Origin of the sequence: Microbulbifer bruguierae (assembly GCF_029869925.1) — a bacterium.
In the GTDB taxonomy this organism is placed as follows: Bacteria; Pseudomonadota; Gammaproteobacteria; order Pseudomonadales; family Cellvibrionaceae; genus Microbulbifer; species Microbulbifer bruguierae.
Genome location: NZ_CP118605.1, coordinates 4,263,562 through 4,277,562 on the forward strand (window position 1 = coordinate 4,263,562; position 14,001 = coordinate 4,277,562).

15 protein-coding genes are annotated in these 14,001 nt (G+C 48.5%); 13 read left to right on the forward strand and 2 right to left on the reverse strand.

The genetic code is table 11. From position 1 onward, the window contains the following. Positions 1–4: 4 nt before the first annotated feature. The 6 genes from odhB (at position 5) to PVT68_RS17405 (ending at position 7,406) form a co-directional block, all read left to right on the forward strand. The gene (gene odhB, locus PVT68_RS17380) at positions 5–1,198 is read left to right on the forward strand and encodes a 2-oxoglutarate dehydrogenase complex dihydrolipoyllysine-residue succinyltransferase (RefSeq protein WP_280320320.1); all 1,194 of its coding nucleotides are present in this window, start codon (positions 5–7) and stop codon (positions 1,196–1,198) included. Positions 1,199–1,367: 169 nt separating this feature from the next. After that, on the forward strand, positions 1,368–2,810 hold the full coding sequence (lpdA, locus tag PVT68_RS17385) for a dihydrolipoyl dehydrogenase (RefSeq protein WP_280320322.1): 1,443 nt from the start codon (positions 1,368–1,370) through the stop codon (positions 2,808–2,810). 149 nt (positions 2,811–2,959) lie between these two features. Beyond that, on the forward strand, positions 2,960–4,126 hold the full coding sequence (gene sucC / locus PVT68_RS17390) for an ADP-forming succinate--CoA ligase subunit beta (protein ID WP_160153144.1): 1,167 nt from the start codon (positions 2,960–2,962) through the stop codon (positions 4,124–4,126). 2 nt (positions 4,127–4,128) lie between these two features. Beyond that, on the forward strand, positions 4,129–5,001 hold the full coding sequence (gene sucD / locus PVT68_RS17395; protein ID WP_280320327.1) for a succinate--CoA ligase subunit alpha: 873 nt from the start codon (positions 4,129–4,131) through the stop codon (positions 4,999–5,001). Positions 5,002–5,140: 139 nt separating this feature from the next. Beyond that, the gene (locus tag PVT68_RS17400; RefSeq protein WP_280320329.1) at positions 5,141–6,004 is read left to right on the forward strand and encodes a crotonase/enoyl-CoA hydratase family protein; all 864 of its coding nucleotides are present in this window, start codon (positions 5,141–5,143) and stop codon (positions 6,002–6,004) included. Between the two features lie 712 nt (positions 6,005–6,716). Further along, positions 6,717–7,406 carry a sulfotransferase family 2 domain-containing protein gene (locus PVT68_RS17405; protein ID WP_280320331.1) on the forward strand — a complete coding sequence of 230 codons (690 nt, stop codon included), beginning with the start codon at positions 6,717–6,719 and terminating at the stop codon, positions 7,404–7,406. 222 nt (positions 7,407–7,628) lie between these two features. Here PVT68_RS17405 and PVT68_RS17410 read toward each other — a convergent pair whose 3' ends face one another. Further along, on the reverse strand, positions 7,629–8,060 hold the full coding sequence (locus PVT68_RS17410; protein ID WP_280320333.1) for a helix-turn-helix domain-containing protein: 432 nt from the start codon (positions 8,058–8,060) through the stop codon (positions 7,629–7,631). 122 nt (positions 8,061–8,182) lie between these two features. Continuing rightward, positions 8,183–8,518, reverse strand: a complete 336-nt coding sequence (locus PVT68_RS18435; RefSeq protein WP_407666109.1) for a DDE-type integrase/transposase/recombinase — start codon at positions 8,516–8,518, stop codon at positions 8,183–8,185. Positions 8,519–9,110: 592 nt separating this feature from the next. On the opposite strand from PVT68_RS18435, the gene PVT68_RS17420 reads away from it, so the two are divergent. The 7 genes from PVT68_RS17420 to PVT68_RS18440 all read left to right on the forward strand — a co-directional run bounded on the left by PVT68_RS17420 (position 9,111) and on the right by PVT68_RS18440 (position 13,980). Continuing rightward, positions 9,111–9,488, forward strand: coding sequence for a hypothetical protein (locus tag PVT68_RS17420; protein WP_280320334.1), 378 nt, complete (start codon positions 9,111–9,113; stop codon positions 9,486–9,488). 130 nt (positions 9,489–9,618) lie between these two features. Continuing rightward, on the forward strand, positions 9,619–9,939 hold the full coding sequence (locus PVT68_RS17425) for a hypothetical protein (protein ID WP_280320336.1): 321 nt from the start codon (positions 9,619–9,621) through the stop codon (positions 9,937–9,939). 89 nt (positions 9,940–10,028) lie between these two features. Beyond that, a complete protein-coding gene (locus PVT68_RS17430) occupies positions 10,029–10,469 on the forward strand; it encodes a GNAT family N-acetyltransferase (RefSeq protein ID WP_280320337.1) in 441 nt (146 codons plus the stop codon). 22 nt (positions 10,470–10,491) lie between these two features. Next, on the forward strand, positions 10,492–10,962 hold the full coding sequence (locus PVT68_RS17435) for a hypothetical protein (RefSeq protein ID WP_280320339.1): 471 nt from the start codon (positions 10,492–10,494) through the stop codon (positions 10,960–10,962). Between the two features lie 144 nt (positions 10,963–11,106). Next, positions 11,107–12,984, forward strand: coding sequence for an AAA family ATPase (locus PVT68_RS17440; RefSeq protein WP_280320341.1), 1,878 nt, complete (start codon positions 11,107–11,109; stop codon positions 12,982–12,984). Positions 12,985–13,025: 41 nt separating this feature from the next. After that, positions 13,026–13,430, forward strand: a complete 405-nt coding sequence (locus PVT68_RS17445) for a GFA family protein (protein WP_280320342.1) — start codon at positions 13,026–13,028, stop codon at positions 13,428–13,430. 70 nt (positions 13,431–13,500) lie between these two features. Further along, complete coding sequence (locus tag PVT68_RS18440; protein ID WP_456085773.1) at positions 13,501–13,980, forward strand: GFA family protein; 480 nt, start codon at positions 13,501–13,503, stop codon at positions 13,978–13,980. Positions 13,981–14,001 lie beyond the last annotated feature (21 nt).

Genomic DNA, 14,001 nt, shown 5'->3' on the forward strand with positions numbered 1-14,001 from the left:
AACAATGACCATCGAGATTAAAGCGCCAACTTTCCCGGAATCCGTTCAGGACGGCACTGTAGCCACCTGGCATAAACAACCGGGCGAAGCTGTGTCCCGCGATGAACTGATCGTGGATATCGAAACCGATAAAGTTGTGCTGGAAGTCGTTGCACCGGCAGACGGCGCCATCAGTGAGATCATTAAGGGAGAGGGCGACACTGTTCTCTCTAACGAAGTGATCGCCATATTCGAAGAAGGCGCTGGCGCCTCCGCCGCTGCTCCGGCCGCCGAAGCCGCAGCCGTCGCTCCGGCACCCGCCGCTACTGGTGAAAAAATTGCCATGCCGTCCGCCAAGAAAATGGCGGCGGAAAAAGGTGTTGACCTCGCCGGTGTTGAAGGCAGTGGCAAAGGCGGTCGCGTACTGAAAGAAGACGTGATGAAAGCGGGCACTGCGCCGGCTGCACCCGCCGCGGCTCCTGCCGCTGCCGCTCAGGTTGCAGTTGCACCGGGCGAGCGCGTTGAAAAGCGTGTACCCATGACCCGTATGCGCAAGCGCATCGCCGAGCGTCTGCTGGACGCTTCCCAGTCCACCGCCATGCTCACTACGTTCAACGAAGTGAACATGAAGCCGATCATGGATCTGCGCGCGAACTACAAAGACCTGTTCGAGAAGACCCACAACGGTACCCGTCTGGGCTTCATGGGCTTCTTCGTAAAAGCCGCAGTAGAAGCTCTGAAGCGTTATTCCGCGGTGAATGCGTCCATCGATGGTGACGATATCGTTTACCACGGCTACCAGGATATCGGTGTAGCCGTTTCTTCTCCGAAAGGTCTGGTCGTGCCGATTCTGCGCGGTGCCGAAAATATGGGCCTGGCAGATATCGAAAACAATATCCGTGACATGGGTCTGCGTGCTCGCGATGGCAAACTGTCCATCGAAGAGATGACCGGCGGTACCTTCACCATCACCAACGGTGGTGTGTTCGGTTCCCTGCTGTCCACCCCGATCCTGAATCCGCCGCAGACCGCGATTCTGGGTATGCACAAGATCCAGGATCGCCCGATGGCAGTAAACGGCAAGGTAGAAATCCTGCCGATGATGTACCTGGCTCTGTCTTACGACCACCGCCTGATTGACGGCAAGGAAGCGGTTGGCTTCCTGGTTGCGATCAAGGAAATGATCGAAGATCCGGCGCGCATCCTGCTGGAAGTGTAAGCGGTTCAAATATTGGAGATGGGGCGGCTGCGGCTGCGGTCGCCCTAAACAATGAGCCAGCACGTCTGGCATCAGCGGCAACAAGACCGCCTCAGGGAATACCGGGCAGATCCCCGGTTTTGCGATAGAAAGTCGCATCCGTTGAATCCACTCAAATTTGGAACAGACCATGTCAGAAAAATTTGACGTAATCGTAATCGGCTCTGGCCCCGGTGGTTATGTAGCCGCAATTCGCGCAGCGCAGCTGGGTCTGAAAACTGCCTGTGTTGAAAAATGGGTGAACAAAGAAGGCAAGACCGTTAATGGCGGTACCTGTCTGAACGTGGGCTGTATCCCCTCCAAGGCGCTGCTGGACAGCTCCTGGAAATACCACGAAGCAAAAGACGCTCTGGAAGTGCACGGCATCGAAACCGGTAAGGTAAAGATCGATGTCAAGAAAATGATCGAGCGTAAAGAAGGCGTGGTCAAACAGATGTCCGGTGGTATCTCCGGTCTGTTTATGGCCAACAAGGTGACCTCGATCCAGGGCACCGGCAAGCTGCTGCCTGGAAAGAAAGTGGAAGTGACCGATAAAGACGGCAACACCACCGTCTACGAAGCCGAAAACGTGATCCTGGCTTCCGGCTCTGTACCGGTAAACATCCCGCCGGCGCCTGTGGACAACAAAGTGATTGTTGATTCCACCGGTGCACTGGAATTCACCGATGTACCCAAGCGCCTCGGCGTGATCGGTGCCGGCGTGATCGGTCTGGAACTGGGTTCTGTGTGGAACCGTCTCGGTTCCGACGTTGTGGTTCTGGAAGCCCTGGACAGCTTCCTCGCCATCATGGATCAGCAGATCGCCAAAGAATCCCAGAAGATCTTCAAAAAGCAGGGTCTCGACATTCGCTTGTCCTGCCGTGTGACTGGTAGCGAAGTAAAGGGCAAAGAAGTTGTCGTTACTTACCAGGACAAAGACGGTAAAGAGCATCAGGAAACCTTCGACAAGCTGATCGTGTGTGTCGGCCGTCGTCCGTACACCGAAGGCCTGTTGTCCGAAGACGCCGGTGTGAAGATGGACGAGCGCGGTTTCATCTACGTGAACGACCTGTGCATGACTTCTGCGCCGGGCGTATGGGCGATTGGTGACGTGGTTCGCGGCCCGATGCTGGCCCACAAAGCATCTGAAGAGGGCGTGGTGGTTGCCGAGCGCATCGCCGGTCAGAAGCCGATGATGAACTACGACGTGATCCCGAACGTGATCTACACCCACCCGGAAATCGCCGCAGTTGGCCGCACCGAAGAGCAGGTCAAGGCCGATGGCGAACCCTACAATATCGGTGTTTTCCCGTTCCTGGCGGTTGGTCGCGCGGTTGCCGCTAACGAATCTGGCGGTATGGTGAAAATCATCGCCCACGCAGAAACCGATCGCGTACTGGGCGCACACATTGTCGGCCCCAGCGCTTCCGACCTGGTTCAACAGGTGGCGATTGCCATGGAATTCGGTTCCAGCGCAGAAGATATCGGCATGACCGTATTCGGTCACCCGACTTTCTCTGAGGCAGTTAAAGAGGCTGCACTTGCGGTCAACGGCCACGCCATCCATATGGCCAACCGTAAGAAGCGCAAGTAAGCGACTTGTATATCGGGGCGGCCATCAAAAGCCGCCCCGGTTTCATTTCAGGCGCCGATTCTGTAATGAATCAGAATTTGGTTACTGTCTAAAGGTGCAGAGTAATCTGCAATTGGTAAACACATTTCAAATGTGAATTGGTATTGACTATGAACTTGCATGAGTATCAGGGCAAACAACTGTTTGCAGCATACGGATTGCCGGTTTCCAAAGGCATCGCAGCGGAAACCCCGGCAGCAGCAGCAGCGGCAGCAGACGAAATCGGCGGAGACAAGTGGGTTGTTAAGGCCCAGGTACACGCTGGTGGCCGCGGTAAAGCGGGCGGCGTTAAGCTGGTAGACTCCAAAGCGGAAATTGAAGAATTCGCCAAGAAGTGGCTGGGTAACAACCTGGTAACTTATCAGACAGACGAAAATGGTCAGCCGGTTTCCCGTATCCTGGTTGAGAGCTGCACCGACATCGAACAGGAACTGTACCTCGGTGCAGTACTTGACCGCGCTACCCGTCGCATCGTTTTCATGGCCTCCACCGAAGGCGGCGTTGAGATCGAAAAAGTAGCGGAAGAGACTCCGGAAAAAATCCTGAAAGCCATCATCGATCCGCTGGTAGGCGCTCAGCCTTACCAGGGACGTGAGCTGGCGTTCAAACTGGGCCTCGAAGGCGACCAGATCAAGCAGTTCACCAAGATCTTCCTGGGCCTGGCCCAGATGTTCAAAGAGAAAGATCTGGCCCTGCTGGAAATCAACCCGCTGGTAATCACCCCAGAGAAAAACCTGCACTGTCTGGACGCCAAGATCGTTATCGACAGCAATGCTCTGTACCGTCACCCGGACCTGCGTGAAATGCACGACCCGTCTCAGGAAGACGAGCGCGAAGCACACGCAGCCAAGTGGGACCTCAATTATGTAGCTCTCGATGGCAACATCGGCTGCATGGTAAACGGTGCCGGCCTGGCCATGGGTACCATGGACATCGTCAACCTGCACGGCGGCAAGCCGGCCAACTTCCTGGACGTTGGCGGCGGCGCGACCAAAGAGCGCGTAATCGAAGCGTTCAAAATCATCCTGTCTGACGAGAACGTAAAAGCCGTTCTGATCAACATCTTCGGCGGCATCGTGCGCTGCGACATGATCGCTGAAGGCGTGATCGGCGCAGTGAAAGAAGTTGGCGTAAAAGTACCGGTTGTTGTACGTCTGGAAGGTAACAACGCAGACCTGGGCGCTAAAGTTCTGAGCGAAAGCGGCCTGAACATTATCGCGGCCACCAGCCTGACCGACGCGGCAGAGCAAGTGGTTAAAGCTGCGGAGGGTAAATAATCATGTCAGTACTGATTAACAAAGATACTAAAGTAATCTGCCAGGGCTTCACCGGCTCCCAGGGTACTTTCCACTCCGAGCAAGCGATTGCTTACGGCACCAAAATGGTTGGTGGTGTAACTCCGGGTAAAGGCGGTCAGACTCATCTGGGCCTGCCGGTATTCGACACCGTGAAAGAAGCGGTAGAAGCGACCGGTGCAGAAGCATCCGTAATCTACGTACCGGCGCCTTTCTGTAAGGATTCCATCCTGGAAGCGGCCAACGGCGGTATCAAGCTGATCGTGTGCATCACCGAAGGCATTCCTACCATGGACATGCTGGATGCCAAGGTTAAGTGCGACGAGCTGGGCGTACGCCTGATTGGCCCGAACTGCCCGGGCGTAATCACTCCGGGTGAATGTAAGATCGGCATCATGCCCGGTCACATCCACATGCCGGGTAAAGTGGGCATCGTATCCCGCTCTGGTACTCTGACTTACGAAGCCGTAAAGCAGACTACTGACCACGGCTTCGGCCAGTCCACCTGTGTGGGCATCGGTGGCGACCCCATCCCGGGCTCCAACTTCATCGACATCCTGGAAATGTTCCAGAATGACCCGCAGACCGAAGCGATTGTAATGATCGGTGAGATCGGTGGTTCCGCTGAAGAAGAAGCGGCTGCCTACATCAAGGAAAACGTCACCAAGCCGGTGGTTTCCTACATCGCTGGTGTAACCGCTCCTCCCGGCAAGCGCATGGGCCATGCTGGTGCGATCATCTCCGGTGGTAAAGGCACTGCAGACGAGAAGTTTGCTGCGCTGGAAGACGCTGGTGTTAAAACCGTTCGCTCTCTGGCGGAAATCGGTAACGCACTGAAGGAAGTAACCGGCTGGTAATTGCGCGGTTTCTTGCTGATGAAAAAGCAGGCCCCTTATGGGGCCTGCTTTTTTTTTGCCCTCCAGGGTGTAAAGTACGCGATCTAACCGCCCTGCGGCGACCTCGGTGAATACCAGAAATAAAAAGGAAAAGCCTCCGATGAGTGTAGATGGCTCCCAATTCGAATACTCCTGTTTCAACGTGTCGATTACTGACCATATTGCCCATATTCAGCTGTCTCGTCCGGACCAGATGAATACCATGAATAAGGCGTTCTGGAATGAATTGCCAAGCTTGGTTGAACAAATCGACCGCGAGTCACTGGCGCGGGTTATTGTTATTTCATCCACCGGTAAACACTTTTCTGCGGGGATGGATCTGTCAGTATTTTCTGATCCCAAAGCAGTCCCGATGGGGGGGGATCCCGGGCGTATGGGAGAAAACTTGCGGCGTGTTGTGCTGCAATTGCAGGACAGCTTGAGCTCACTGGAAAAAGCCAGAATACCAGTGCTGGTCGCGATTCACGGAGGCTGCATAGGCGGCGCTCTGGATATGGTATGCGCAGCTGACTGCCGTTATGCATCACAGGATGCATTTTTCACAATCAAAGAAACTGAGCTTGGGATGACGGCCGATGTCGGCACCTTACAGCGTTTCCCCAAACTGGTGTCGCAAGGCATGGTCCGGGAACTGGCGTATACCGGGCGTAAATTCAGGGCTAGCGAAGCGGAGGCCATGGGGCTGGTAAACAAGGTGTTCTCTGATCATGAATCACTGGTAGCGGGTGTAATGGATATCGCTGCGCAGATTGCTGCAAATTCGCCACTGGCAGTGGTTGGCTGCAAGGAAATGCTAAATTACAGCCGGGATCATTCGGTACAGGACAGCCTCAGGTATATGGCTACATGGCAGTCGGGCATGTTCCGACAGGACGATATGATGAAATCATTCGTGGCGAAATCACAGAAAGAGCAGCCAACCTTTGATGAGGTTTGGCCAATTTCGCCGTTGTTTGAGGAGTAACTGGTTTACCGTGGCGCAGGATTAAAGGTTGCGGTCCGAGCATTAGGATCATCCGCTGTGGCCCACTACATTGAGATGTGGCGGCGTTAAGCTGTTCTTCAGTGGAGTTAGTATCGAAGATGCTAAAAGGGAAAGTTGTTGATGCTGGCGGTCAATCGTTCCAGGGCGAGTGATCAAACCCAGATTGTAACGTGTGCAATATTGAGGATCCTGAGGGAAACCAAATTTAGCTACGGGAATTTATACAGTAACAAGTTTGTGCCATTTCCTATGCGCCGAAAATTTTTTGGCAACGCAATCTAGCCTGTTTATTTTTTGTTCACCCCTGTGTTTCTATTACCAGCAAACTACGTACCGCGCAGTTAGTATTATTAGCGGTGTAAAACGGTTATGTTGACCTTTGCCTGTAGTTTTGGGCTGCCCAGATTTTCCCGGGGGTGCGCGGGTACCCTGATAACTATTTTGGACATATGCATCTAAAGCTCGCTGCTCTGGCCAAAATGAGATTGCTTTAGTGTTAGATTGTTGATAGTTTCGGGGTTCCGGCCGTTCTGTTTCTGGGATTCATTTTTTGCCTACTATCGTTTCAGGATTTGTTATCGCGGTTACTATTGGGGAACCGATACCGGGTAATGTTGGTCCGTATAGTAGGTTGGCAATGTCGCTGTCGGATTTGAATGGAAAGTCAAATAGATAAAAGGGAGTTTGAAGTGTGAGAACCGTACCTGGTAAACCGGGCCGTTTAGATGTCAGAAGTATCTCTATGCAACTTTTGTATAGAGGCGTTGCGAAAATGCCGTTAATACCGACAAGCTCGCGCTACAATATCACGCTGTCTCATAGCAAAAAATTTATCTGGTATCGGGTGGCAAAGGTTGGCACGCGAACTATTCTAAATCATTTGAAAGATAGTGGTGTTCCTCTGGATGTGGAACACGCGAGCTGGCTTCATTATCCGGTCAAATCTTTTGGTGACTACTTCAAATTCGCGTTTGTGCGCAATCCATGGGATAGGGTCGTTTCCTGTTGGCGTAACAAAGTGGTGAATATAGGCAATAAAAATTTTTTCCTGCTTCCTGATTCTGAGGCGGAAAAACTGCAAACTTTTGAAGGTTTTGTAGATTTTTTATCGAGGATCGATATTGAGAATTGTGATCGTCATATACGCTCACAGTCTGCACTGATTGACCTAAATTCGGTCGATTACATCGGTCGAATGGAGTCGTTTTATGATGATGCCAGTTACGTTTTCAAGAAATTGGGCTTACCCGAGAAAGAGATGGTACGTAGGAATGTAACCTCGACGGAAACGTCGTACCACAAATACTATTCCGATGACCTAGCGGATAAAGTAGCGACGATTTATCGAAAAGATATCCAGGTATTCGGGTACGAATTTTAGGTGTCTCAGTGCGGTCTTGGTATTTTCCCGCACGACTTGTATTTTTGGTTATTTCGATAGCGCTATAGCTGGTTTGAGACGCAGTTCTTATTTAACCTTCCGACTCCTCTCTCCGGGAAGCTTTCAGCCTCCCGGTTCCAATGCGAATTTTTTCTCCGCCCAAAGGTTCGTATGTAGCCGCAACCGTGTCACCAAAAAACAGCTTTAGTTCAGAGCGGTCAATTAGCGATTGTGGCGCTGACGGTATTCCAATGGCTTCATAGACGTCCAACGTTTGAATGCCCGATCAAAAGCGCTGGTTTCGGAATATGCGAGTAGAAAGGCAATTTCAGAGGTTGAGATGGTCGTGTTTTGCAAATAGTTCATCGCCAGTTGACGGCGGGTCAGGTCCAGTAACTTGGAAAAGTTATATCCTTTATCCGACAGTCGACGCTGAAGTGTATGAGCACCAATGTTTAGTGTTTCGGCGACTTGCTCAATGCTGGGCAGGGCTTCTGGTAATGCGGAAATGATTTCTTTTTGGATGCTCTCAAGAAGTGCATCGTCATTTTTCTCCTGGCTTTGATATATACGTCTGAGGGCCTCTTTCATGGTCTGGAAGAGGTGTTGGTTGGCATCGCTGATACTGTGGTTGAGTATATCTTTGTCAAACACCAGCTTGTTTACAGGTTGGTCAAAATAGAGTTTTTGGCATAGCAGCTTTTTGTGGTCGATGATGTCATCTTTTAGTAGTCAACTCTTTTTGGCCACCGAACTCTGAGTATTCCAATATTTTCCTACCGCCATATTCGGCGGCATTCGATCATTTTACTGATGAGGTCGTATTTGGCTGTAGTAGCCAATGATGTAATTCGTGATTCCCTGTCTAGCCGCGGGGAAGGAAGTGATAGCGCCCAACCGACCGGTTTACGTGCAAAGAGATCTATAACTACCGCTAAGTACGCCCAACGGGCGCCTGTCCAGATATACGTTATGTCCCCGGCCCAAGAGGTATCCGGTGCAGCGACATCGAATTCCCGATCCAGATGATTCGGCACATCAATGTGTGGCTGTTCCGCCTTCTTGTACCGATGATTCGGGAGCTGGGTACTATCCAGGCCGAGTAGCTTCATTCGCTTTGCAGCGCGTACCGGGTGAGCGGTGTACCGCTCTGGGTTACGATCTTCGGGATGGTTCTTGCCCCGAAAGAACCGTTGCTAACCTTACGTGCAGCCATAACTAACACCTGTAGTCGCACCTCTTCTGATTTTGACTCAGACGGTCTATCGCGCCAGCTCCGATAGTTGCTCCGGTGTACATCAAATACGTCACACAACCACTGAACGGCGTAGCTCCCCTGCAATCGCTCGATTATTTTGAACTGTTCAGCGAGTCCGACATCAAGAGAGCTGTAGCCTTTTTTAATATTTCTTTCTCCTCTTCGACTCGCTTAAGCTTCCGCTCTAGCTCTTGGATGCGAATCTGATCTGGAGTAATAGTTAGCCCCTCCGGCGTATTACCGCCTCGCTCTGCCCGCAGCTTCCGTATCTACGACTCCATCGTGGATTTGCTGACGCCCATGGCTTCGCAAGCCTGTTTCACCGTGTCGTTCTGGGCCACGAAAAATTGGGCTGCCTCGAGCCTGAACTCGTTGAGCGTGATAATATCACTCAAAGTCAGGTGGCCAAATTGAGTGTGCCACTACAGCGGGCGTTAGGCATCGAAATGAGTAAAGCAGTAATTTTCTCAATAATTACAGTTTTCGCCTTAGCCGCACAGGCAGAGTCAGCTAAATCTTTGTTGAGTGAAAATGGGGTAGCTGAAGCTACTTGTATCCCATTATCTAGCATTGAAAGTAAGTGCTTTGTGATCTCGGGAAACAATAAGTTCGATATAAGCAAAGTCGAAAGCGCGAATTTAGGAAAAATTGGTGTCAGAAAGAGAGCTGATTATTCAAAAATAATCAGCTTTCCTAGCAAGTGGCTGAAAGCTAGTGATGCTGAGTTAATGGTAGAAATTACTACCAAAGCTTGGTGTGAAGGTAAGCAGCATACCTTAGTTGAGCCCGTATATATAAAGGGTGGAGTCTACCTCCAGCGGTGAAATGCCTAACAAGGTGCGGCAGCCCGACGTCTTACTTTGCGCACTTTTTGCGCAGTCGCTACGCTCCTATTTTCGCGCAAAAACTACACAAAGTAAGCCGCCGCTGCGCACGGCGTTAAGTGTCACAACTATGTATAGCTTCGAAGATATAAAAGAGCGATCGGAATCAGATGATGAGCTTGTAGTCGGATATGCCGATGCCATGGAACTGCTTTACCTTTTCGAACAAAGTGATACTCAAGTTATCGGATGGGAGGGCTGGCTAAAGTATGAAAATGGTACGCTTGGTCACTCTCAAAAATATCAGGGTACAGTTGACCTCTCTGCTATGCCAAAAACATCGGCAATTGCGCTTGTAAAAAGCACTATCATGCAGGCTAATACAGAGTGGCTAGAAAATCCGGAGGTGCATAATGCAAATTTACTTTTCTGCATTACGACCAACACTTAACAAACAAAGGCAGCATCGCCCTGCGGGCTGGACGCGCTAACGCGCGCCGCTGCTTTGGGCGTTAAGTGTCACAAGGATTCAAAACTCAAATGATTGAAGTAGTATCACAAAAGAACTTGTCAGAAGTACTCCCTCTTATTCGGGCATACCAGGAGTTTTATAACGTTACCGAAATATCCGATGATCGAAATTCAAAGTTCTTTTCACAGTTTGGTGAATCGTGCCCTTCTGGTTGTCAGTTCATTTATAGAGAGGCAGGCATTGTTGTTGGGTTTGCGACAGTTTATTTTTCGTTCACAACATCAATTACTGCAAAAGTAGCTGTTCTAAATGACCTATACACCTTGCCAAATTGTCGTGGTAAAGGTATCGGTCGTCAGCTTATTGAATACTGTCGCAGCTTTGCGGAAAAAAATGGTGCGGCTCGTTTACAGTGGGTAACGGCAACAGATAACGAGCAGGCACAGAAACTTTACGACTCATTGAATACAGGTAAAAGTACGTGGCACTTTTACACATACAACACTTAACAAGGCCAAGCACAATCGTGCAATGCAAAAAGGCGCATTGCACTGGACGGCCTACACTGCGTTTCGGCCGCCTGTGTTGGCGGCGTTAGGCTCCCAAGATATGAGAATCGGTGATCAACACCACAGTTTAACTATTTCAAAGAACGATCCTGATGATCCATATTCAGGTGTTACGGTAAAGGTACATATGGATACCTATACCGATTTGGCATGCTTCCAGGGAATGAATAGTGCTCTCCATCTTTGTGGAGAGAATTTGCTGGCTAATTTGGATGGATTCAAAGATTTCACGATCAACAAGGTCGAAATAGATCTAACCACTGATTCATACATAAGGCTGGAGCGGGAGGTTCTCGGTGGAATTCAGCTCACCTATAGAATTTGTTATTGGACTCAGGAAGATATGGCGGCGCTCTCTGGAGTTATTCATGTTGACGGCGAGTATAATTATCAGCTCATTGAGCACTTAACTAGTTTGGTGCAAGCCCTATGAGCCTAACAAGTTGCTGCAACCGACGTCTTACTTTATGCACCTTTTGCGCGGTCGCTTCGCTCCCAGTTTCGCGCAAAAGCCGCATAAAGTAAGCCGCCGCTGAGCAAGGCGTTATGTGCATTTAGCAATTTAGAGATTTATAAAATGGAACTTGTTTTTAAACAACCTCATGTTTCTATTACGCAGTTTAACCCAATTGAGCTATCTGATTTTACTGTTATTACAGGTGTTAATGGTTCTGGAAAAAGTCATTTATTGAGTGCCATCGAACAAAAGAAGTGCGTTATTCAAGGCCTTGAAAATGCAACTGTTGTTCACTTCAACTATGAGAACTTTAAGCTCGAAAACGAGGCGGCATTTAACGCACAACAAATTAAGCAGGAAACAACCGCAGCGTGGACCTTTTATCAGCAAAAGGTTAAGCCTCACACTCCAAACTGGAAAAAACAAATAGATCAAAATGCATACCCTCTGCTTAAAGAGGAATGCAAAAATGAAAACAAGGGATTGTGGGAGCTGGGAGTAACTACCCTTAAAAATTATCGAGATTCTATTAGGGGGCTTTTTGGCAGCAATCAAATGAAAGGGAATGCGCAAGCACAAGGAATTTTGTCCGTTGTTAAAAAGCTTCCATATAGTGCCGATGAAATTAAAGAAGAAGATTTCAATTCTATCTATAAGCCTTATATGTTCAAAAACGACTTTTTGCCGATGCAACTAGGGAAGGTTATATGGGACTACTACGTCAAATACCAACAGAATAGGTTTTATCATTATGAAAATAGTGAAAATGGTAAGAATTACCCCGTATTAAGTGAAAAGGAATTTATTGAAAAGCACGGCAGAAAGCCGTGGGACGTCATAAACGAAATAATGGAAGAGTTTGACACGCTTGAATATAGGGTAAGTTCACCTGAAGGATCAGATTACTTTTCACAGTATCAACTTAAACTTGAGCATACAAGAACTCCTGGACTGCAGCTAGATTTTGCGAACCTTTCTTCCGGTGAAAGAGTTTTAATGGCGTTAGTTGCATCAATATATAAGTCGACCTCCGATAATCATTTTCCAGACATTCTGCTGCTTGATGAAGTAGATGCATCACTTCACCCTTCAATGATGAAGAACATGCTTGGCGTGATTCAAAACATATTTCTGGAGAATGGCATTAAAGTGTTGCTGGTTTCGCATTCGCCTTCAACAATTGCTCTATCACCAGAAGAATCAATATTTGTTATGAATAAGTCTGGTGAGAACCGAATCGAAAAGCGCTCAAAAAAAGAGGCCTTGTCAATTCTTACCGAAGGATTTGCCACCCTAAATGATATAGAGCCTACATTAAGTGTAAATTACAATTTATCTAAGACGGATTTGCCCATACTTTTTACAGAGGGTATTACAGATAAAATCATGATCGAGGTAGCTTGGGCAAAGTTATACCCTGAAATTGATATGCCTTTCTTTGTTCAAGATTGCTTTGATGCGTCATTTTTAGCAAATTTATTTCGGCGTGGTCACGATGGTCAAGATGGGATATTTGTAAATTACAATGAGAGGCCTCTGATTGCTCTTTTTGATTTTGATGCAGAAGGTTTTAACTCGTGGAATGGGTTGAGTCAGTTATCAAAAATAGTTGAGACAGATCCTCGGAAATGTCTGCGCAAATGTCATGCAGAGTTGAATGCTTATGCAATATTGTTACCTGTTCCGACTCAAGAAAAGATCGAAAAGCAAGTTATAAAAAGTGGTATTGAAACATTTAAAGACAAATCAAATTTATCTATAGAGTTACTTTTTTATGGAGATCCGTCTTTGTCCCAATATTTTTCAATAGAAATAATACAGGGTGGCGGAGAGATTGTTGTATTCAAAGGGAAAAAGAGAGATTTTTCTGACAAGGTAAGATCACTAGGCCCTGACTCATTTAAGGCGTTTGTGCCCTTATTTGATCAAATTCAAAACATTGTCAATGCACATAACAAGTCAAGCCAAGGGACGCAGCAAAGCTGCGCCCCTGCTTGAAGCGTTATTTGCAACCCTAGAAACACACAGAAGATAAACGTATGAGCGAAAACTACGGTTCATGTCTTTGTGGTTCGGTTAAATTCAAAATTACTGGCGATTTTGATAGTTTCTACCTCTGCCATTGTGAACATTGCCAAAAGGATACTGGCTCAGCGCACGCTGCAAATCTATTCTCTCAATCTGCAGAGCTAATCTGGCAGGATGGCGAAACTGCAATAAGCAAATTTACTCTTCCCGGTACTCGCCACAGTAAAAGCTTTTGCAAACTCTGTGGCTCAGCTCTTCCCAATATTCAGATGGGAGGAGCACTTTTGGTAGTTCCGGCTGGGAGCCTTGATAGCAAATTGACCATCCGGCCAGCTGCGCATATCTTCACATCAAGCAAAGCACCTTGGGACTCTGAGCTTGAAGTAATACCAGAATTCGATACCTTTCCAAAATGAGGCATCGTCAGCACATGACAAGTACAAGCAACAGGGCTCCAAGTTACCCACAAAAAGGTAAACCTTATAAATGAATAAGCACAATAGAAATACGGGTAGGTGTACTTGCGGAGAAATTGAGTATGAACTGACTGCAATCCCCATGTTCGTACACTGTTGTCATTGCACCTGGTGTCAAAGGGAAACCGGCTCAGCGTTTGCAGTGAATGCGCTTATAGAGGCTGATGAGGTTCGGTTGATCCAGGGTTCTCCTGAAAAAACTGATGTTCCGAGCAATAGCGGCATAGGGCAAAAAATTAGCCGTTGCCCTTCGTGTAAAACTGCTCTCTGGAGCAATTATGGCGCAGCAAATGAAGCGGTATGCTTCATTCGTGTAGGTACACTTAACAACCCTGATGCATGTCCACCAGATATACATATTTTCACTTCTACAAAGCAGAAGTGGGTGGAGCTAAACGACTCCGTGCCAGTTATGGATGAGTACTATCAAAGAAGCAATTATTGGCCCGAGCAGAGTATTACTAGGTATAAGCGTGCTGTTAAAGTTTAGTGGCATACTCGATGTTGAGTT

Excerpts from the sequence above, each read along its gene's own strand:
- odhB (WP_280320320.1), top strand. The coding sequence starts at position 5 with ATGACCATCGAGATTAAAGCGCCAACTTTCCCGGAATCCGTTCAGGAC.
- lpdA (WP_280320322.1), top strand. The coding sequence starts at position 1,368 with ATGTCAGAAAAATTTGACGTAATCGTAATCGGCTCTGGCCCCGGTGGT.
- sucC (WP_160153144.1), top strand. The coding sequence starts at position 2,960 with ATGAACTTGCATGAGTATCAGGGCAAACAACTGTTTGCAGCATACGGA.
- sucD (WP_280320327.1), top strand. The coding sequence starts at position 4,129 with ATGTCAGTACTGATTAACAAAGATACTAAAGTAATCTGCCAGGGCTTC.
- PVT68_RS17400 (WP_280320329.1), top strand. The coding sequence starts at position 5,141 with ATGAGTGTAGATGGCTCCCAATTCGAATACTCCTGTTTCAACGTGTCG.
- PVT68_RS18435 (WP_407666109.1), bottom strand. The coding sequence starts at position 8,518 with ATGAAGCTACTCGGCCTGGATAGTACCCAGCTCCCGAATCATCGGTAC.
- PVT68_RS17420 (WP_280320334.1), top strand. The coding sequence starts at position 9,111 with ATGAGTAAAGCAGTAATTTTCTCAATAATTACAGTTTTCGCCTTAGCC.
- PVT68_RS17425 (WP_280320336.1), top strand. The coding sequence starts at position 9,619 with ATGTATAGCTTCGAAGATATAAAAGAGCGATCGGAATCAGATGATGAG.
- PVT68_RS17430 (WP_280320337.1), top strand. The coding sequence starts at position 10,029 with ATGATTGAAGTAGTATCACAAAAGAACTTGTCAGAAGTACTCCCTCTT.
- PVT68_RS17435 (WP_280320339.1), top strand. The coding sequence starts at position 10,492 with ATGCAAAAAGGCGCATTGCACTGGACGGCCTACACTGCGTTTCGGCCG.
- PVT68_RS17440 (WP_280320341.1), top strand. The coding sequence starts at position 11,107 with ATGGAACTTGTTTTTAAACAACCTCATGTTTCTATTACGCAGTTTAAC.
- PVT68_RS17445 (WP_280320342.1), top strand. The coding sequence starts at position 13,026 with ATGAGCGAAAACTACGGTTCATGTCTTTGTGGTTCGGTTAAATTCAAA.
- PVT68_RS18440 (WP_456085773.1), top strand. The coding sequence starts at position 13,501 with ATGAATAAGCACAATAGAAATACGGGTAGGTGTACTTGCGGAGAAATT.